We start from the raw sequence: 20405 nt of genomic DNA on the forward strand, positions 1-20405 counted from the left end.
GTTAATTCTAGAAGACACCATCACCGTCTCATCCTCTTTGTTATTTGGCAAACACCGCTTTGATGACCTCTCTGACAATCCTGGCATAGAGAGCAAAGGTCTCGAAACTTTCCCTCAAATCATCTACCGTATCAGTAATTTCATTGGGAATTGACCGAACGGCGCAAGCAGTCTGAACAGTTGCTTCCTTTAAAGTCGCTGTAAGCTCATTGATATTGATGAGCGTTGCTTGAAACAGAGAAATGGTTTCATTAATCTCGCCCTGATGATCCTTGAGAATTCCGTGAACCAGGCCAAGGACGCCTAACGCCCGCCGTAAAACGGCGATTAAATAGCCGGCACCGATAAGCAGCACCACAAATAGGATAAAAAAAGCCAAATCGTATAATGAGATATACATCATTATCCCCTCTTTCGCCTTAATTAATCAATGACGGGCAGGCATTTCTGCCTGCCCGCCGCCATGCTTTCCCTGCTGCAAACGTTATTGCTGGCCCTCTACCGCTACAGTGGAATCCTTCTTGTCGGCGATTGCCTTCTTCGCATCTTCAACCTTTTCTTTGGTTTTTTCAACAATTTCTTTAGCCTTTGCCGGCAGCTCCTTAGCAGCCTGGGCAATGTCGGCCCTTGTCTCCTTGCCGGCTTTCGGTGCCAATAACAGGCCAGCGGCTGCGCCAACAGTCACGCCAACAGCAGCACCAACTGCCGCATTTTGCAAGGTTCTCTTCCGTTCCTTCAGCTTACGCTGTTGCTTCCGTTTTTCAATAATATCAAAAATCGACATACAAACCACCTCCAAAATTATTAGCTTAATTTTACCATACTTTAACAATATCAATTCGACAAATAATGGTAAAACTCCTCCAGGATAATATACATCTGTTGATAAATATTTTCTAAAGTGCTCCTGTTTGCTGTAAAATTCATAAAGCCGAAGTTATTGCTATGATTCTCCCTGCCAGAGGCTTGGTAAGTCCAGGCGGCCGGCTTATAATTATGCGGATCAATACCACCCGCCATACCGGCAGCAGCTCTGCCGGCGTCTCACAACATATTATGGAATGTATCGGGTATGCTAATGTTGTATATTGGCTGACCGCAATTCAGGCTATCCCTTACATTACAACAAACCCCTAGAAACAGTAAGCTTCTAGGGGTTTGTTGATAGCTTGCAACCAGTACAGACCGTCTCTGTTGTTAGAAATCTTTATAAGCCCAACTGCTGAAAACCATAATTCAATAGGCGGGTTGCATCCTCCCAGCGCCGCTCACTGTTTAAAACAACGACAACCAGCTGAACATCCTTACGTTTGGCGCTAGCAACGACACACTCACCGGCAGCATTGGTGAAACCGGTCTTTACCCCGTTAGCCCCCGCATATGTAGCCAACAGCCTGTTGGTATTTCTGGCATGGGTAATACTGCCCCGGCTGACAAAATGGACATCATATTCCCTGGTGGCAACGATGTCGGCAAATACGGGATTCTGCATCCCATATACAGTCATCAATGCAAGGTCATAAGCAGTGGAAAAGTGATTGACCGGGTCCGGCAGCCCATGAGGATTGCTGAAATGGGTGCGGATTGTGCCAATCTTCTCAGCCTTATCATTCATCATCTGGACAAAAGCCGGTATCGAGCCTGCTACACTCTCGGCTACGGCTGCAGCCGCATCATTCCCGGAAACAAGCATCAAGCCATATAAAGCCTCCCGCAGGATCAGGCGGTCACCGGCCCGCAAGTTGAGGCTTGAACCTTCACAGCCGGCCGCTGCCGGACTGACGACAACCACACTGTCCGGGTCACCCTGTTCCAGCGCTGTAATCAGGGTCATGATCTTGGTGGTGCTGGCCGGATACATAACATTGTCCAGGTTTTTCCCGTACAACACCCGTTTGTCGCTGGCCCGCATCACCACAGCCGCTTCGGCCTCCACCTGCGGCAGCACCGCCGCCAGCGCCCCGCTGGCCCACCCCAGAATCATAATAAACACTGCCACGGCTGCCTGCCTTCTCATACCTGTCATGCTCCTTCAGTTATCATATAGAAATTCGGTCCAACACTGCCAAAATTGCCGTTACGGGCTTTTATTCCACAGCCAATTGCCAGTTCCTCCCGCTGAATTGTCCAATTATTTACTTTCGGCCAGGGCTGTCTGCCTGTTATAAAGAGGGATACAAGGACCGGGAGCGAATATAATCTTATTCGCACACGAAAGGGGTGCCCGCGTTTGTTCCGCTATATGGCCAACCGTATCGCCAGCTCGCTGCTGGTTTTGTTAGCGATTATTTCCATTACTTTTTTATTAATGCATGCCATTCCCGGCGGTCCTTTCACCAACGAAAAGAACCTTCCCGCCGCCGTCCTGAAAACCATTGAGGAGCATTATCGCCTGCATGATCCTCTCTGGCAGCAATACCTAGATTATTTAGCCAGCTTAGCCCGGTTTGATCTGGGTCCGTCCTTTAAATATGCCGGCCGGTCCGTTAATGATATCATCCGCGAGAGCTTCCCCGTTTCCCTGCAATTAGGATCTGTAAGCATTGGCCTCGCCATCCTCCTCGGTGTCCCGGCCGGCGCTTTAGCGGCCTTGCGCCAGAACAAATGGCAGGACTATGTCACCATGGTGCTGGCAACCGCCGGCGTGTCGGTGCCCAGTTTTGTCCTGGCCACCGTGCTGGTCTACGTACTGGCTATTCAATTAGGCTTATTGCCTGCCGCCATGTGGGGCGGGGTGGAATATATGATTATGCCGGCCCTGGCTTTGGCGGCTCATCCGATGGCGTTTATCGCCCGCCTGACCCGCGCCAGCATGCTGGAGGTCCTGGCTCAGGATTATATTAAGACCGCCCGGGCCAAAGGCCTGCCGCCAACCCTTATCCTGTACCGCCATGCCTTAAAAAACGCCCTGATTCCGGTCATTACCTACATCGGCCCCATGTCGGCCTCGGTTTTGACAGGCAGTTTTATCATTGAAAACATCTTTGCCATTCCCGGTTTAGGCCGTCATTTTGTGACAAGCATTTATAACCGGGACTACACTGTCATTCTCGGGGTTACCATTTTTTACAGCCTGTTAATCATTGTCCTGAATCTGCTTGTCGATCTGATCTATCCCCTGCTGGACCCCCGCATAAAACTTAATGAGAAACAGGAGGGCTGAAACATGCGGCTGCACAATGATGCTTTTGCCCCCCTCCGCCACGGCAGCCCGGCCGGCGCCCAGCTGCGCCCGGGCCCAACCTACTGGCAGGACGCCTGGCAGCGCCTGCAAAAAAACAAGCTGGCCATGTTCGGCCTGTATACCCTGGTCCTGATTGTCGTTATCGCCATTGTCGGCCCCTGGCTTTCCCCCTTCTCCTACTCGGACCAGGACCTTAGCCAGACCAATAAGCCGCCCAGCGCCGAGCACTGGTTCGGCACCGACAATCTGGGGCGGGACTTATTTACCCGGGTATTGTACGGGGCGCGGGTATCCCTGGCCATCGGCCTTGCCGCCAGCCTGATCAACCTGACTATCGGTGTTGTTTACGGGGGGTTGGCAGGGATTCTGGGCGGCCGTGCCGACAGGATCATGATGAGTATTATCGATATCCTGTACGGCATCCCGCTGCTGCTGTATGTAATTTTACTGATGGTTATCCTGAAACCGGGACTGACCAATATCTTTATCGCCCTCGGCATTGCCTACTGGCTGGGCATGGCCCGGATTGTCCGCGGCCAGATTCTGAGCCTCAAGGAGCAGGAATATATCCTGGCCGCCCGGACCCTGGGCGCCGGCACCTGGCGGATACTGCTGCGTCATCTTATCCCCAACAGCCTGGGGCCTATTATCATCACGATGACGCTCGCAATCCCCGAAGCCATCTTTGCCGAAGCCTTCTTAAGCTTTATCGGCCTGGGGGTGGCTGCCCCGATGGCCAGCTGGGGCGTACTGGCTGCGGAAGGGGTAACCAGCCTGCGGTCCTATCCCTTTCAGTTATTCTTTCCCGCCCTGGCGATCAGCCTCACCATGCTGGCCTTTAATTTTCTCGGCGACGGCCTGCGTGACGCCCTTGATCCCCGTGGCGTTAGCACCAGGAGGTAAACCATGAAGCCATTATTGGATATCCAGGAGCTGGCAGTCTCCTTTGCCACCTACGCCGGTGAGGTAAAGGCCGTGGACCATGTCAGTTTTCAGATATTTCCCGGCGAGGCTGTCGGCATTGTCGGCGAATCAGGCTGCGGCAAGAGTGTAACCGCTCACGCCATTATGCGGCTGCTGCCCACCCCGCCCGCGACCTATAAGCACGGCCAAATCCTGTTTGCCGGTGCCGATCTTTTGCAGCAGCCGGAAGCGGAACTGGAAAAAATCCGGGGCAATGATATCGGTATTGTATTTCAGGATCCCATGACTTCCCTGAATCCGGTCCTTACGGTTGGTCTGCAGATTGCCGAATCCTTGCAGCAGCATCAACAGCTGAGCAAAGCCGCCGCGTATGCCCGCGCCGTCGAATTGCTGCAGCTGGTGGGCATCCCGTCGCCGGAGCAGCGGATTAAGAATTATCCGCACCAGTTCAGCGGCGGCATGCGCCAGCGGGTTATGATCGCTATTGCCCTGGCCTGCAAGCCGAGGCTACTGCTGGCTGATGAGCCAACAACAGCGCTGGATGTAACCATCCAGGCCCAGATACTCACGTTGCTGAAGGACCTGCAGGCGGGGCTGCAGATGTCCATCCTGTTCATATCCCATGACCTTGGCGCCATTGCCGGCATCTGCAGCCGGGTAATTGTCATGTATGCCGGCCGGATTGCCGAAACCGGCACGGCTGAGGATATCTTTCATCATCCCCGGCATCCCTATACCCGGGGCCTCCTGCAATCGGTACCGCGGCTGGATGCCAAGCACCAACAAACCTTAACCGGCATTGAGGGGCAGCCGCCCGACCTGCTTAGGCCGCCGGCCGGCTGCCCCTTTCATCCCCGCTGCCGCCAGGCCATGCGCATCTGCGCCGAGACTTATCCCGCAACCACCCTGATCACCCGGCTGCACAGCGTCAATTGCTGGCTGCAGCATCCCAGCGCCCCCCGGCCGGAGGTGCAGACCAATGACAACTAGGCCGATTCTGTCAGTACGGAAGCTTAAGAAATACTTTGCTATTCAGACCGACTTTTGGGGACGGCCCACAGCCTGGCTGAAAGCGGTGGATGACGTCAGTTTCGACATTGCCGCGGGGGAAACGCTCGGCCTGGTTGGCGAAAGCGGCTGTGGCAAGTCCACAACCGGCCGTTCGATCATCCATTTATACAAGCCCACTGCCGGCGAGATCATCTTTAACGGCACGATCATCAGCAGCAGGCACGACGAGCAGCAGCTACGGCGCACTATGCAGATGATTTTTCAGGACCCCTATGCCTCCCTCAACCCCCGCATGACGATAGGCGACATCATCGGCGAGCCCCTGGATATCCACGGTCTGGCCAGCGGCCGCCGGCGGGCGGAGCGGATTGCCGAACTGCTGCAGCTGGTCGGGCTAAACCCGGGCCACGCCAGCCGTTTCCCCCATGAATTCAGCGGCGGCCAGCGGCAGCGGATCGGCATTGCCCGGGCGCTGGCCATGGAACCGGAATTTATTATCTGTGATGAACCGATTTCCGCCCTGGATGTTTCCATTCAGGCTCAAATCGTCAACTTGCTGACAGACCTGCAGGCCAGGCTGGGGCTGACCTATTTGTTTATCGCCCACGACCTGGCAATGGTGAAGCATATCAGTAAACGGGTGGCGGTCATGTACCTGGGGAAAATCGTTGAAATCGCCGGCAGCGCCGAATTATACGGCAACCCCCGGCATCCTTACACCCAGGCCCTGCTGTCGGCCATCCCCATCCCCGATCCGCTCCTGGAGGCCAACCGGCCGCGCCTGCTGCTGCCTGGCGATATTCAGAGCCCTGTCAATCCCCCCGCCGGCTGCCGGTTTCGCCCCCGCTGCCGCCAGGCCATGCCGCTGTGCGCCGAGCAGGAGCCAGGGCTCGCCGACCTTGGGGCCGGCCATCAGGCGGCCTGCCACCTATATCCCGGCACCTGATTTTCACTTTATATCACCGGGTTTTTGTCTGATTGCCTACCCGGCCAAAGGAGTTTCACTATGGAAAAGCTGCACAAAAAAATCCAGGCCATCCTGGACCAGTATGCCTGCCGCGCAGCGGTTATCGTCAGGCAGCAAAACACCGGAGCCGCGGTAGCCATCAATCCGGCTATGGTGTTCCCGGCCGCCAGCATGATTAAAGTCCCCATCATGATTGAAGTGATGCGGCAGGCGTCAACAGGCAGGCTGTCCCTGGACACAACCGTGGAGATAACCAGCCGGATGCAAACCGGCGGGGCCGGCATTCTAAAAGAGCTGCGTCCCGGCATACAAATGACTGTAGCCGAATTGGTCACACTGATGATTATCCTCAGTGACAACACGGCTACCAATATCCTCATTGACCTGGCCGGCATGGCCGCGGTCAATGCGGCGATAACCGGCCTGGGCCTGCAGTCCACAGTCCTGCAGCGCAAAATGATGGATTTCCCCGCCGCCGGCGCCGGCCGGGAAAACCTGACCTCAGCCGCCGATCTGGCCGGCCTGTTTGCCGGGATTGCCGCCGGCAGCCTGCCCGCCATCCCGCCCCACTGCAACGCCCTGATGCTGGATATCCTGAAAAGGCAGCAGATCCGGGACAAATTGCCCTTTTACCTGCCGGAAGATACTGTTATTGCTCATAAAACAGGAACCCTGGCCGGGGCCGAACATGACGGCGGCATATTATTCGCCCCCGGCGGGCCGTATATTATTTGTGTGCTGACCGCCGGGCTTGCCGCCAATTATGAAGGGCTTCAGCTTGTCGCCGCCATTGGCAAAACCATCTATGATTACCTGGTTTTAGGAGAGATGAAGTAGTGTAAGGAGGAATAACCATGTCGTGTAAAAAACTCTGTGCCGCCCTGCTGCTGCTGGCAATGCTGGCCGCCCTGGCGGCAGGCTGCGGCAAATCCGGCGCCGGCCCCAATGAGCAGGTGTTTCGCTATGCCCTGGAAGCCGAGCCCGCAACCCTGGACCCGGCCAAGTCCACCGCTATCCCTGAGTCTTTGGTGGAACTGCAGATCTTTGAGGGCTTAACCCGGCTTGATGCCCAAGACCAGCCGGCGCCGGGCGTAGCGGAAAAATGGGAGGTGTCCCCGGACGGACTACGCTATGTCTTTCATTTGCGGGCCGGCGCCAAGTGGTCCAACGGCGAGCCTGTTACCGCCCAGGATTTTGCTTTTGCCTGGCAGCGGGTTTTGAGTCCCGAAACGGCTTCGGAAAATGCCTATATGCTGTTCCCGGTCAAAAATGCCCAGGCCTACAATGAAAAAAAACTGCCGGCCGAGGCCTTGGGCGTAAAAGCCCTGGATGAACGGACCCTGGAGGTTACGCTGGAAAAACCCACCGCCTATTTCTTAAGCCTGGTTGCCTTTCATGCCTTTTATCCTGTTCATCAAAAAACAGTCACTGCCAACCCTGCTGCCTGGGCTAACGAGGTGGCTACGTTAATTGGCAACGGCCCCTTCAAAATCAGCCACTGGACCCATAGCGGCAAAATTGAATTTGTCAAAAATGATCAGTATTGGGACAACACCGCCGTAAAGCTGACCAAAATGGAATGGCCGATCAGTGATTCTCAGACCACCCGCCTAGCCATGCTGGAAAACAACCAGGTGGATATGATGGTCGAGCCCCCGGTTGTGGAGCATGACCGCCTTACTCAGGCCGGACTGCTGAAAATATCGCCTTATCTCGGCATCTACTACTATGTCTTTAACACCCAGGCCGTGCCCTTTGACAATCCTCAGGTCCGCAAGGCTTTTGCCCAGGCTGTCAACCGGGAAGACCTGGTTAACAATGTAATCAAGGGCGGTAAAAAGCCCGCATACGCCTGGGTAGCCCCGGGTCTTATCAATCCGGCCAGCGGCAAGGATTTCCGGGAAGAGGGCGGCAACTACGCAGTTGAGGCTGCGGCCCAGGCCAAACAACTGCTTGCTGACGCCGGCTACCCGGACGGCAAGGGCCTGCCGCCTGTTACCCTCACCTTTAATACCAGTGAACTGCATAAATCCATTGCTGAGGCTATGCAGGAAATGTGGAAACAAAACCTGGGTATAACCGTCAATTTAGCCAACCAGGAATCAAAGGTATTCCTGGAGGCCAGAAACCATGGCAACTATCAAATCGCCCGGGCGTCCTGGGTCGGTGACTACGCCGATCCCATGACCTTTATGGATGTCTTTAAAGATCCTGATAATGATGCCAACTACGCCAACCCGGACTATAACCGCCTGATAGAGCAGGCCCAGTCCACACCGGACCAGCAGATCCGGATGCAAGCCATGCATGAGGCGGAAAAAATCCTGTTTGACGACGCCGTTATTATCCCCATCTACTATACAACCCAGCCGTTTATCAGCAAACCCTATGTCAAAGGTTACTTCTGGTCAGTATTGGGCTTAGCGGACTTTAAAACAACCTATATGGAAAAATAGGCGCGCCGGTCCCCTGCGGCGAGACTTTGCAAGGAGTTGATACTATGGCTACCAAGCCCCGGCGCAAACCCCGCCGGCTCCGGCCCGGCGCCACGCTCGGCGTCATTGCCCCGGCCGGCCCGGGCAGCCCGGAACAAGCGGCGGCCGGCCTGGCCTGGCTGGAGCAGGCCGGGTTCCGGATCAAGCAGGGCGCTACCGTCAGTCAGGAACTGGGCTACCTGGCCGGCCCGGACGCGCTGCGCGCCGCCGACCTTAATGCGATGTTTGCCGACCCGGCGGTGGACGGCATCATCTGCCTGCGGGGCGGTTATGGCACGATGCGGTTATTGGAGCTCTTAGACTACGATCTCATCCGGCAAAACCCCAAAGTGTTTGTTGGCTACAGCGACATTACCGCCCTCCATACCAGCATCGGCCAGCGCGCCGGCCTGGTCACCTTCCACGGCCCGATGGTGGCGTCAGATCTGGGCAAAGAGGTGTCTCCGTATACCTGGGAATACTTTCTGCAGGCCGTGACAGCGCCGGCGCCGCTGGGCCTGCTTGTCAATCCGCCCCTGGCCCCGGCGCCTGAATTTATCGTACCCGGCACAGCCGCCGGCCCCCTGGCCGGGGGTAATCTCAGCCTGCTCGCCGCCACCCTGGGCACCCCCTATGAGCTTGATACAACCGGTAAGATCCTCTGTCTGGAGGACGTGGGCGAAGCGCCCTACCGTATCGACCGCCTGCTGACCCAGCTGTCGCTGGCCGGTAAACTCCAGGCTGCCGCCGGCATTGTGTTCGATGTCTGTGCCGATTGTGAAGCAGAAGCCAAACCACCCAGCTTTACCGTCGCCGAGGTGTTGGCTGAACGCCTGGGCAACTTAGGCAAACCGGTACTGATTAACCTGCATTTTGGCCATACTGCCGACAAGGCAACCCTGCCCCTGGGGGTTAACGCCACCTTGCGTACGGAAGACGGCGGGCTTGTAATCACTGAGGCGGCAACCGCCGAATAACACCGGCAGGCTGGGAAACAGGAGGGAAAAATGGATAAACACCTACTGAAGAAGCGTGCAATTGAGTTTATAGATCAGCTGGCGCCTGAACTAAAGCACATCAGCCGCTTTCTCCATACCAACCCGGAACTGGGCCGGCAGGAATACCAGGCTGCCCGGCTCCTGACCGAAGCGGCTGCACGCCAGGGCTTTGCCCTGGAGAAAAATATCAGCGGCTATGAAACCGCCTTTATTGCCAGCAAAGGCTGCCGGGGGCCAAAGATTGCCTTTTTGGCTGAATACGACGCCTTGCCCGGCCTGGGCCATGCCTGCGGCCACAATCTGATTGCCGCCATGAGCTGGGGGGCGGCGGCGGCTTTTGCCGCCGTGGCTGCCGACCGGGCGGTAGCTTATCTGGTCGGTTGTCCGGCCGAGGAAACCAGCGGCGCTAAAGTGGCCATGGCCGCAGACGGTGTTTTCGACAACCTGACGGCCGCCCTGATTATCCATCCGTCCAGCAGCAACGCTATCGGCGGCACGTCCTACGCCACCCATCCGCTGCAGGTAACCTTTCATGGCCGCCCGGCCCATGTGGCCAGTAAAACCGATAAAGGGGTAAACGCCCTGGATGCGCTGGTTATGTTCTACCAGGGCCTGAAACCCCTGCAGCAGACCTTCACCCGGCCAACGATTCTCGGCGGCATTATTACCAACGGCGGCACCGCCCCCAATGTCATTCCGGCCGAGGCCGAGGCCAAACTTACCGTCCGGGCACTGTCCTCCGGCTACCTGGAAGAAACCGTGCTGCCGGCGGTACGCCGACTGGCGGACGGGGTGGCTCTGGCCACAGGCGCGACCGTAACGGCCGTCCATTATGAACCCTTATTTAAAGAATTGATTAACGCGTCCCACCTCATGCCCCTGTTCCAAAACAATATGGCCCAGCTGGGCGAAGCCGTGACCGTGCTGCCGCCGGACGACGCCGGCGGTTCAACCGATGTGGGCAATGTCAGCCACAGGGTGCCGACCCTGCATCCGGACATCGCCATCGGCAGCGGCCTTGTTGCCCATACGCCGGAATTCGCCGCCGCCGCCGGCTCTGATTACGCCCAGGAGCGTCTGCTGGTGGGCGCCAAGGCTATGGCCATGACCGCGATTGACCTGCTGCCTGAATAAATAAATTCCCAATTCAGCTTGATTGACGCCAAAAACAAAGGTGAGAGCAACAGAAAAAATTCTGTTGCTCTCACCTTTCTGGGGGTCAGGCCTTACTATTTACACTAATGATAAAATATGAAGTATGGCCGGAAAAAGAGAAGGCCGGATGTGGTCCGGATGGCAAAACGCCATCATGGAATAACTATGTCCACCTGCTAGGAGTTGCAACTGAACCACTTCTAAAATCAGGCAGGGAATTCAGCAAAGCTACACCCAATATTATAACCGCATCTTTCTGGGGGTCAGGCCTTACTGTTTACACTAATGATAAAATATGATAGCATGGCCGCAAAAAGAGAAGGCCGGATGTGATCCGGATGGCAAGACGCCATCATGGAATAACTATGTCCACCTGCCGGGGGAGTTGCAGCTGAACCACTTTCTAAAATCAGGCAGGGAATTCAGCAAAGCTACACCAAATTATAACCGTAAATATGACAGAATGAGACACCCTGTCGACCAGCCAACTTGCATATCTGGCTGGAAACAGCAGTATCGCGGATACGGAATTTATATTATCCATGCTTGCTAAAACAAAATGAAGGCGAACGAGAAGTATATAGAATATATAGAAGTAAAACTGTCGGAATCTAAGCATGAGTGAATTATTAGAGGGACAGCAAAGCCGTCGACAGAGATGAACTGCAACACCTGGCAGAAAGATTAGTAACAATTTGTGTGAAGTGTAAGGCCTGACCCCACACTCCCCTGCGGAACACTTTTTCCGCTAATGGCCGGGGGTTACCCGGGGTGCCGAGAGCACCGGGCATTGACCTTGGCTCCCCTTGTTTTATACTTTCAGCCTCTCAAAACTTATACTTTCTGATCTACAAAAAAACAAAAGGTTAGAGCAACAGAATAAATTTTCTGTTGCTCTAACCTTACCCTTTCCCAAGGACCACATGAATCTCTATAGCCGCAGCCAGGGTGCCCGCAGGGAGGTCATGCGCTCACTTCGTCCGGCCGCCACCAGAGAACAAAGGTTTTGGTCTGACTTTGGAAAGTAAAATCGTTAACTTTTCTAAAACTAATCCAATATGTGATAACCAAACGTCCGCCAAAAATCAGCAGGCGTATAAACCGCAAAATATTCCTGAATTTCGGCGGTATGGAAATCATAGTCGCCGGTTATTAAAATATCCGGTTGTGCCAAAATTGCAGACACCAAGATAGGGATATCCTTTTCATCACGGATATATGGTGCCCGAAACGCCAAAGGTTCCTCCGGTGTATAGACCATTTCAAATTCTAATGTTGTAATAAACTTATCCCATTTGGCAATATATTGGGGAAATTTGCGATTCATAATTTTGGAAACCTCAGCGATTGAATAGCTGCAAATTACCAGATGGTGTTCTTCAATCAGTAAGGTTAGCACATTACTTGACAAGGAGGAATTGGATAAAATAGCGGATATCAGGATATTGGAATCGATAAAGACACGCATTGCCTTACTTTTTTCGTTCATTCCACATTTCCTCGCGGACTTGTTCTAAATCCGCCAGCAATTCCGCTTCGGTAATTTCCTTTGCCTGTGCCTCTTTACTTAGCGTATCTTGCAGTTCGCGCAAAGCAATTAAGCTGGCCTTTGTAATGACCACCTTTCCATCGTCCTCAATAAAGGCAATCCTATCACCCTCGTTTAACTTTAATAATTCACGAATTGGTTTTGGAATCGTTACCTGTCCCTTCGAGCTAACCCGAGACACCTCCACGCCGCATCCCACCTTTCAAATTCTTTACATCTTTACTTTCTTTACTTTAGTATATCACAAGGCAAAGCAAATTTAAACAAATATATCTGGCTGGAAACAGCAGTATCGTCGGATAGGGAATTTATATTATCCATGTTTGCTAATAACAAAAACGAAGGCGAACGAGAAGTATATGGAATATATAGAAGTAAAACAGCAGACCGAGACTTTTGAGCATCTATATGCCCCTAAGCATGAGCGAATTATTAGAGGGACAACAAAGCGTCGACAGAGATAAACTGCAACACCTGGCAGAAAGATTAGCAACAATTTGTGTAAAGTGTAAGGCCTGACCCCACACTCAAAAAAACAAAAGATTAGAGCAACAGGAAAAATTTTCTGTTGCTCTAATCTTACCCTTTCCCCGGGATCACATGAATCGCTATAGCCGCAGCCAGGGCACTAACAGGTGTTTATGCGCTCACTTCATCCGGCCGCCACCACAGAACGAAGGTTTTGGTCTGCCTCAGCAGCTTAAAGCCGCCCTCCGGCTTGGGCGTTAAATAACGGTCCACATTGCGGCGGTACTGCTCTTCAAATTCCGGGCCGATTTCGCCGACAAAGCGTAGATCTGCGTAGGCTTGCTCGCGGGAAGTATAATCACGCTCAAAACCGTCTTCCACAACCACAATATTCGGATTGGCCCCCATATCGTATACCATGTTAAACATCATGTTATAGCCGAACATGCGGGCATCGGGATCGTGGGGCATTTTTTCCGCCGCAATGCCGGCAAGAAAGTCTAACTGGATCTCCCGCAGACTGGGGGCATTGGCCCAGCCCAGAATAATGACATATTTTCTGGCAATCTGATTGATTTTCGCTAAATCGCCAAAGCCCACGGAGCGCGAGGCAATGGCAATATCATAGTTGCCAACGGTTTCAACCGCGTCCTTTGCCAGCCAGTTCGCCCGCATTGGCGTAATATTGCGGACTCCTTCACGCCTGGCATTCTCCATGCATTTGGTCAGCATCGCCTCGGAAACATCCAGGGCAGTGACGCTCTTTACTTTTTTGGCTACCGGAACAGACAGCCGTCCCGGTCCGCAGCCGATGTCGATTACCGAATCCGCGGCCGACAACGGCATCTGGTCCACCTGTTTTTGGGTGAATTCCCTTTCCAGCTTTGCCATTCCGTCATACATGCCGGCAAAACTGCCCCATTGCTTGGCCTGGGCAGCCTCGTCCAGATTGGCAAACGGCAATTTCCGGTACTTTTGCAAAGCTTGCCAGTTAATTAAGCCTTTCATTATTACACCTCTTTTACCATCAGCCGGTATATTTTTCCCTTTACCTTTATCATTGCCGAACCGGAGGTTTGCCGCTGATGATTCGGTTTGCCTCCTCTACTGAAAGATCATAATGTAAAAAGGTCCGGTAAAAATTGCGGGTTTCCTGAACGATGTCAATATCCTGAAACTTACCAGGGTGTAAAATCTTGGCCGCCCACTGAATCTGCAACGCGGCCTCCGCACCGTACCGGTCCCAGAAAAAAGCCCCCTCCGGATTAATATACACCTGTCCTGTTTGTACCGCCTGCAAGCGCCGCCACTTTTCATCCTGCAGGATTTCGTTCAGCGCTTTCCCGCTGTCTTCCACCCCGTTCAAGGCCAGGGCCGTATTGCCAAAGATAATAACGTCCGGATTCCAGGTTATCACTTGCTCCAGCGTTACTTCACCGCCGGCCTCTGCGGCATTAATGCCCCCGGCGGCCGTTATCCAGGCGTTAATAATAGTATCCCTGCCGTCTATCATTAAAGGCGCAAGCCTTGTAATATGGATCACCTTCGGCTTTTGTTCCCGGGCAATCCCTGCGGTTATCGCCGTGATCCGGTTAAGCTGGTAATCCAGGTAAGCAATATATTTTTCGGCTTGCGGCTGTGCTTCCCCGCCAAGGATGACACCGGTTAACCGGACGCACTCTTTCAGGCTGTCAAAATCGTTAAACATCAATTGCACCACAGGCAGCTTTATATCAGCTATTTTTTGAGCGCTTTTATTATTCAGCGGCAAAAACACAATATCCGGTTTAGCGGCCATAAGGGTTTCCAGGTTTACGCCGGTAGTGTCAAAAGCCGTGACCGCCTGGTTCATCTGCGGATTAATGACCTTCATCCAGGGCCGTTGCGCCGCCGCCGGCGTCGTCGCAACGATTTTATCCCCCGCCCCCAGCATGCACACCACCTCATTATGAGCGGGCCAGGCATCGGCGATCCGGTTAATCTGGGCCGGGATTGCCACTGTGGCGCCACTGGCATCGGTAATCGTGATCTGGTTGGGCTTTGCTGCCGGTTGCGCCTTAAAAGCGTCCTGACAGCCGGCCAGCAGAATAAGTAAGCTAACAAGGCCACCCAACATGATAAGCTTTCCTGTTTTCATTTCTTCCCCCCTGCTTTTGCCGCGCTGCCGCCGTATTAAAATTTCTTGCTGACCTCCAGCCCGTATTCGGCGCCGGCATCATAATAGTTCATGCCCCGGCCATAACGCCGGTCGGTGATATTGCGCCCATAGAGGGTAAGTTTGGTGCGTTCATCGAGGTCTTTGCTGATGTTGGCATCAATGGTGGTATAGCCGCCTAATTTAGTAGCGTCCCCCATCGAACTGGCAAACCGGCTGAGGTGCAGCAGGTTGATATTGGCGGCAATATCGGCCTGTCTATAGTTCAGCGCCACCTGGTAGCTGCTGTGGGGGATATAGCTGTCGTCCAGGGCATCGCTGGAGGTAAAATAAGCATAGCCGGCTTTATAGCCGAGAGTGCCGGACAAACGGCCATGCACCGCCAGTTCCAAGCCTTTGCGCGTCAGATCCCTGCCGGTATAGGTAGTTACATTCATGCCATTCTCTGCATCGTAATACGTTTTTCCCGTAGAAACCCGGGCATCATTGATATCATATAAAAATGCTGTCAGTGAGGTGTTAAGAGCCTTGTTATAGCTGGCCGTAACGCCTGTTTCATATTTATAACGCACTTCCGCAGCAAGCAGCTCGTTGTTTTCCGTAATCAGATACCGGCCCGCGGGCTGACGCGAGTAGGAAAAACGCGAAGACAGTTTATAGACCGGATCCAGCTGATAAGCGGCGCCCAGGGAAAAGCTGACGGCATCCTTATCCCACAGTTCCCCGTACGTCGTGTCATATTGTATATTGCTGCCGCCGCCACCCGTAAAATATTTGGCGACGCCTTTGGTGATATGCTTTCTGTCCAGCCGCGCCCCGGTATCCAGCGTCAGTTTATCATTGACCTGGCGCTCCCCGTACAGGTAGTAGCCGTACAGCTCCTCCTGGCGTTCATAGCCGGCCTGCCCTGAAACCCCGGTTGGCGAATGCCACCACATGGCCTGAACGCCGAATTTCAGCGTATCCCGGCCAAAGTTCAGGGTATGGGCCAGGTTTACTTCGCGCAGGTATTCGTTTTCTTCCCAGCTCGGCTTTATTGACGGTGATGATACCAGCGCAATTCGGCTGGACCGCACCGAGCTATAGCCAAAGCTGAAGGTTGTCGTGCGGTTTTCATCCCATAGTTTCGCCGCATTTGTTGTAAACAGCGTCGTATTAATGGGGTCCCATTTGCCCAGGCTGGTATAGCGGTTCAGATAGCTGCCGTCGGCGTTAAACCATACCTGCTGGCCACTCCAGCCATTGTTGACAATCAGGGTCATATCGGCAAACCAGTCTTCGCCTTTATCCCCGGCTTTCAAAAAATATGTATCAAAATTTCTGCCGTTAAACCAGCCGGACCGGCCGTCACTCCGGTCCTTGGCGTATCCCAGCGCATAATAAGCGGCGTCACCGGTTGTATCGCCATGGACGAGGCTGAATTTTTCCGTAGCAAAAGTACCGTAACTCAGCTTGGCTTTGTCAACAGGTCCGGTTACCTGCAGGGTTTGGATGATAATGAACCCCTGACTAGGCGAGCCGCCCTTGGCAGTATTGGTAGCAAAATTGGCAATAGGACCCAGGGTCAGGATGGAGGCGTCCCGGACAAGGGTGATGGATTCGATCAGGTCTACCGGCAGATTGGCCAAAATACGCGAGGCCTGGGTATCGGGGAAATAGACCCCGTCAATGATGATCCCGATATTATCGCCGCCGCGCGCCTGTACTTTGTAATAGCCTTTATTGCCCCAACGCGTGCCAATAATCCCGCTGCTCCGTTCCAATATTTCCAGCACATCCTTGGGATGCATGGCCTCAATATCTTCCCGGGTAATGACTTCTGTCGCCGCCTGACTGCTGGCCGGAATGGCCAAACGGCTGTATACCGGCGTTTTTGCTTCTGCCTTTTGGGCCTTTACCACAACCGTCGCCATTTCCGGGTCGTTAGCGGCACCTGCTTCCTCCGCCCAGGCGGGTACCGCCGCCCCGACCAGAGTAGACAACACTACGGCGGCCACTGTTTTTCCCAGCTTACTGTTTTTCACAACGCTTCCCTCCTGTTACATACTCTGTCTTTAGCCTGCCTGTTCCCTGCGGGAGCTGTCTGGTCAGCCAACGGGACGCAGGCAGACGCAGCCTGTCCATCACGTAACTGCAATTGAACGATTTGCACATTCACCCCATACGTGTCTTGCAAATATTGCTCGGTAATGACCTGCCGGGGAGTGCCGGTGGTAAAGCTGCCGTCCTTGCCGATGGCCGCCACTTTCGACCCATACCGGAGCGCATGGTTGGGGTAATGGGTGGTCATCAGCACGCCGATGCCGGCTTGGGCGACCAAGTCGCGGATATACTCCAGGACCCGTATCTGGTTGCCAAAATCCAGACTGGCAGTAGGCTCATCCATAATCAGAAATTCCGGCTGCTGCGCCAAAGCCCTGGCAATCAATACCAATTGCCGTTCGCCGCCGCTGATGCGGGTATAGATGCTGTGGCGTAAATAGCCAATGGCTAAGGTCTCCAGGGCCTGTCCGGCTATTTCCATATCGGCAGCCGACGGCGCTCCAAACAGTCCCAGGCGGGCGCTCCGGCCCATCGCGACCACATCAAGCACGGTAAACGGAAAGGGAGGTGTGTGGGCCTGGGGAACATAACCGATTTTTGCCGCCAGCTGCGGCTGGGACCAGTTGGCAATATTTTCGCCATCCAGCAGTATCTTTCCGGACTGCATTTTCAACAACCGCAAAATGGTTTTAAACAACGTGGTTTTTCCCACGCCGTTAGGCCCCAGCAGACACAGGAAATCGCCGGAATGAATTTCAAAGGATATCCCGCTAAGGACCGTTTTGGCTCCATAGCCACAGGCAATATTGTCAACCGTAAGAATCATGCTGCCACTCCTTGCCGGCTGTTAAGCCCAGCCTTTGCGTGTATGTAAGAGGAGATAGAGAAAAAACGGCGCTCCGATTAGGGATGTCAAAATACCTAACGGGACCTCCACCGCAAACAGTGTCCGCGCTAAATTATCTACCAGTAGCATAAATATACTCCCCATAACGATGGCGGCCGGGAGTAAGCTTTTATAATTAGGTCCCACCAGCAGCCGGGACAAATGGGGCACCACCAGGCCTACCAGACCAATGACACCGCTAATGGCCACTGCCGACGCCGTCACCATGGTTGCGCAGACCACAACAATAATCCGCAGCCGGACGGTATTTACCCCTAAGGCCCTGGCCTCTTCCTCGCCAAAGGACATCACATTTAAATTCCAGCGCAGCAGTGTCAGTACAAACAGGCCGGTCCCAATCGGAACCGCGGCCAGATACACATCCCGGTTATTAACGGCAGCCAGGCTGCCCATCAGCCAATAGGTAATCGCCGGCAGGGCGTCATTGGGATCGGCCACATACTTGATCAAGGAAACAAACGCGGTAAACAACGTGCCGATAATAATACCGGCCAGAATCATAAGCAGAATCGTCTCGCCTTTTTGCCCCAGCCAGAGGGTAATCAGGTAAGTCGCCGTCACGGCCGCTAAACCAAAGGCAAAAGCAGCCACTTGAACGCCAACGGCATTCAAGGACAGCAGGATTGCCAGGGCGGCGCCAAAGCTGGCACCGGCCGTCACCCCTAATATGCCGGGGGAAACCAGGGGATTGCGGAACAGCCCCTGATAAGCGGCCCCGGACGCGGCTAAGGCTGCTCCCACCAGAATAGCGGCCATAATGCGCGGCAGCCTGATCTTCAGCATGACAATCTCCATATCCTCTGTCCAGAAAGGTGTCAGGTGTACAATTTTTGACAGCAGAATGCCTAAGGCAATATCCGGGGCAATCGGGTAGCGGCCGATTAGGAAAGACAAGAAAAATACAGCGATTAACACCACGATTAACAGGGAAAGTTTTATCGACGCCGCGGACTGCTCAGTACCTTTTGTCATGTTATCTCCTTCCAATTCCTCCGCCGTATGGCTGCCCTCACCGCGGCTGCGGCAAGCTATCCCGCCTCAGCCGGGCTGTTCCCGGCCGCGCCCCTGCCGGCCGCCCTGTTAAAGCGGCCTGCTGATCTCACTGCATTATTCGAGCTGAAACACAACAGGTACAACAACCCACGCGGGCACCGGCCTCCCGCCTTGATAAGCCGGGCTGAAACGCCAGCGGCGCAGGCCGCGGACCGCCGACCGGTCCACGCTGCTGTACCCCGAACTCTGCACAATTGCCGTATCGCCGACAGTCCCCTGTTCCAGGATTAACACCCGTACCCGTACCGTTCCCGCCCAGCCGCGCACCCTGGCTTCTTCCGGATAGACCGGGGGCGGACTGTCAAGCACATAGGGAAGCCGGCTGGCTCCGCCAGCTGCTGAACTCCCCTGGGCGCCGTTGCCCTTGCCGCCGCCAGCCGGGCCGGCCGGTTCAGCGGCAGCCTGGCCGGCCTGGCCTGTATTTTCCTGCCCCGGCGTTGTTTCATTTACAGCGTTGGCAACGGAAGCGGGAGCCATACCGGCAAAAACCGGCTCTGCCGCCGGCAAATGCCGGCTGTCGGCGGCTGGTGCGTCCCGGCTTGGCGGTAAACCGGGCTCTGCCGCCGGCAGCGGGGCATCAGCCGGATCGTCGCCCAGGTTATACTCGCCCAGTTCCACTTCTATCGGCAGCAACGGTTCCGACCCAGCCTGCGGTTGCTGCGCGCGGAAATAAAAAAAACTAATGCCGGCAACAAGCATCAGATGGACAGTTGCGGACAGGCAAAATGCGATTCCCCAGCGTTTTTGCATCATTGCAGCCACTTGTTATTTTCCATTGCAATTACTGGCAGGGCCATGTCAGCCGCCTTAACCCTCATCACCGCGGCAGTCGCCGCTGCCAGGTTACGCCTTAGGCCAACCCATCGGTTCCTGTTCATCACAAGCCAGACCGGCAGCAGGACCACGGCGGCCGGCAGCGCCATATGACCACCGGCACCGGCTGGCCGCACCTCCCGCTTATACAGCATTCTCCCCCACCTCCGTCCACGATCAGCATACCTGAGCAAAGTCGCGCCTTTACGGGCAAATTATAAAAGAAAAGAAAAATTTACCATATTACACTTATTACGATATTACACAAACTAATATAAGTCAACATACTTCAGCAAATTAACTCTGTTTTATTTGTTTTTATTTGTTTTTGTTACATCTTTTTTATTGGTAACAACAAAATAGCCCCTGCTAATAGACACTGATACAAAAGTGCTTTGTCGTGACAGTGGGCGTGACAGTGGGGACAGTGGGGACGTTCCTTTTTTGGCATAAAAATACACGGGGTAACAATTGCTGCCTGTGAGCGCCGGCACCAGAATCACTGCAAGCGGCTTACTTCCCACTGCTATTGCGCAGCAGGCCGTAAGGACTTATCAATGGCGGCAGGACAACCGCAGCGGCGGAAAAGATCGAGCCTGTCCAGCGCGATTCCCCGGAGTTGCCGACGCGCTTAGAGGCAAAAAGTGTTTTTTACTGAACAGTTTTGCCAGGCTATGTGATATAATATTGCTTAATTATATTGT

The 20405-nt window shown here is 54.2% G+C and carries 20 protein-coding genes; 8 read left to right on the forward strand and 12 right to left on the reverse strand.

All coding sequences use genetic code 11. The features are described from left to right. Positions 1-40 precede the first annotated feature (40 nt). From ACZ481_RS22780 to ACZ481_RS22790, 3 genes are all read right to left on the reverse strand, one after another. A complete protein-coding gene (locus ACZ481_RS22780; RefSeq protein ID WP_464767626.1) occupies positions 41-403 on the reverse strand; it encodes a hypothetical protein in 363 nt (120 codons plus the stop codon). A gap of 81 nt (positions 404-484) precedes the next feature. After that, entirely contained in the window at positions 485-784 is a 300-nt protein-coding gene (locus tag ACZ481_RS22785) for a YtxH domain-containing protein (RefSeq protein ID WP_464767627.1), read from the reverse strand. 423 nt (positions 785-1207) lie between these two features. Continuing rightward, a complete protein-coding gene (locus tag ACZ481_RS22790; RefSeq protein WP_464767628.1) occupies positions 1208-2017 on the reverse strand; it encodes a D-alanyl-D-alanine carboxypeptidase family protein in 810 nt (269 codons plus the stop codon). A 225-nt stretch (positions 2018-2242) separates the two neighbouring features. Here ACZ481_RS22790 and ACZ481_RS22795 point away from each other — a divergent pair, with 225 nt between their 5' ends. The 8 genes from ACZ481_RS22795 to ACZ481_RS22830 are packed head-to-tail and all read left to right on the forward strand — an operon-like array spanning position 2243 to position 10692. Further along, positions 2243-3163, forward strand: coding sequence for an ABC transporter permease (locus ACZ481_RS22795; protein WP_464767629.1), 921 nt, complete (start codon positions 2243-2245; stop codon positions 3161-3163). 3 nt (positions 3164-3166) lie between these two features. Next, complete coding sequence (locus ACZ481_RS22800) at positions 3167-4087, forward strand: ABC transporter permease (RefSeq protein ID WP_464767630.1); 921 nt, start codon at positions 3167-3169, stop codon at positions 4085-4087. Positions 4088-4090: 3 nt separating this feature from the next. Continuing rightward, entirely contained in the window at positions 4091-5098 is a 1008-nt protein-coding gene (locus ACZ481_RS22805; RefSeq protein WP_464767631.1) for an ABC transporter ATP-binding protein, read from the forward strand. Further along, entirely contained in the window at positions 5088-6065 is a 978-nt protein-coding gene (locus ACZ481_RS22810; protein WP_464767632.1) for an ABC transporter ATP-binding protein, read from the forward strand. Before ACZ481_RS22805 ends, ACZ481_RS22810 begins: the two co-directional genes overlap by 11 nt. 60 nt (positions 6066-6125) lie before the next feature. Continuing rightward, positions 6126-6923 carry a serine hydrolase gene (locus tag ACZ481_RS22815; protein ID WP_464767633.1) on the forward strand — a complete coding sequence of 266 codons (798 nt, stop codon included), beginning with the start codon at positions 6126-6128 and terminating at the stop codon, positions 6921-6923. Positions 6924-6940: 17 nt separating this feature from the next. After that, entirely contained in the window at positions 6941-8542 is a 1602-nt protein-coding gene (locus ACZ481_RS22820) for a peptide ABC transporter substrate-binding protein (protein WP_464767634.1), read from the forward strand. A 44-nt stretch (positions 8543-8586) separates the two neighbouring features. Next, complete coding sequence (locus ACZ481_RS22825; RefSeq protein WP_464767635.1) at positions 8587-9537, forward strand: S66 peptidase family protein; 951 nt, start codon at positions 8587-8589, stop codon at positions 9535-9537. Between the two features lie 30 nt (positions 9538-9567). Then, complete coding sequence (locus tag ACZ481_RS22830; protein ID WP_464767636.1) at positions 9568-10692, forward strand: amidohydrolase; 1125 nt, start codon at positions 9568-9570, stop codon at positions 10690-10692. A gap of 1069 nt (positions 10693-11761) precedes the next feature. Here ACZ481_RS22830 and ACZ481_RS22835 read toward each other — a convergent pair. The 9 genes from ACZ481_RS22835 to ACZ481_RS22875 form a co-directional block, all read right to left on the reverse strand. Then, complete coding sequence (locus tag ACZ481_RS22835; protein ID WP_464767637.1) at positions 11762-12202, reverse strand: putative toxin-antitoxin system toxin component, PIN family; 441 nt, start codon at positions 12200-12202, stop codon at positions 11762-11764. Continuing rightward, the gene (locus tag ACZ481_RS22840; protein ID WP_464767638.1) at positions 12186-12449 is read right to left on the reverse strand and encodes an AbrB/MazE/SpoVT family DNA-binding domain-containing protein; all 264 of its coding nucleotides are present in this window, start codon (positions 12447-12449) and stop codon (positions 12186-12188) included. The genes ACZ481_RS22835 and ACZ481_RS22840 overlap by 17 nt, the downstream gene beginning before the upstream one ends. A gap of 452 nt (positions 12450-12901) precedes the next feature. Continuing rightward, entirely contained in the window at positions 12902-13738 is an 837-nt protein-coding gene (locus ACZ481_RS22845; RefSeq protein WP_464767639.1) for a class I SAM-dependent methyltransferase, read from the reverse strand. Between the two features lie 49 nt (positions 13739-13787). Beyond that, positions 13788-14867: an ABC transporter substrate-binding protein gene (locus ACZ481_RS22850; protein ID WP_464767640.1), complete on the reverse strand. Its 1080-nt coding sequence runs from the start codon at positions 14865-14867 to the stop codon at positions 13788-13790. A gap of 35 nt (positions 14868-14902) precedes the next feature. Next, positions 14903-16909, reverse strand: a complete 2007-nt coding sequence (locus tag ACZ481_RS22855; RefSeq protein ID WP_464767641.1) for a TonB-dependent receptor — start codon at positions 16907-16909, stop codon at positions 14903-14905. Next, a complete protein-coding gene (locus tag ACZ481_RS22860) occupies positions 16906-17754 on the reverse strand; it encodes an ABC transporter ATP-binding protein (RefSeq protein WP_464767642.1) in 849 nt (282 codons plus the stop codon). Before ACZ481_RS22860 ends, ACZ481_RS22855 begins: the two co-directional genes overlap by 4 nt. A gap of 21 nt (positions 17755-17775) precedes the next feature. Beyond that, entirely contained in the window at positions 17776-18807 is a 1032-nt protein-coding gene (locus ACZ481_RS22865) for a FecCD family ABC transporter permease (RefSeq protein ID WP_464767643.1), read from the reverse strand. Between the two features lie 135 nt (positions 18808-18942). Beyond that, on the reverse strand, positions 18943-19641 hold the full coding sequence (locus ACZ481_RS22870) for an energy transducer TonB (protein ID WP_464770683.1): 699 nt from the start codon (positions 19639-19641) through the stop codon (positions 18943-18945). Then, positions 19638-19856 carry a hypothetical protein gene (locus tag ACZ481_RS22875; RefSeq protein ID WP_464767644.1) on the reverse strand — a complete coding sequence of 73 codons (219 nt, stop codon included), beginning with the start codon at positions 19854-19856 and terminating at the stop codon, positions 19638-19640. The genes ACZ481_RS22870 and ACZ481_RS22875 overlap by 4 nt, the downstream gene beginning before the upstream one ends. Positions 19857-20405 lie beyond the last annotated feature (549 nt).

This window comes from Sporomusa intestinalis (assembly GCF_055383785.1).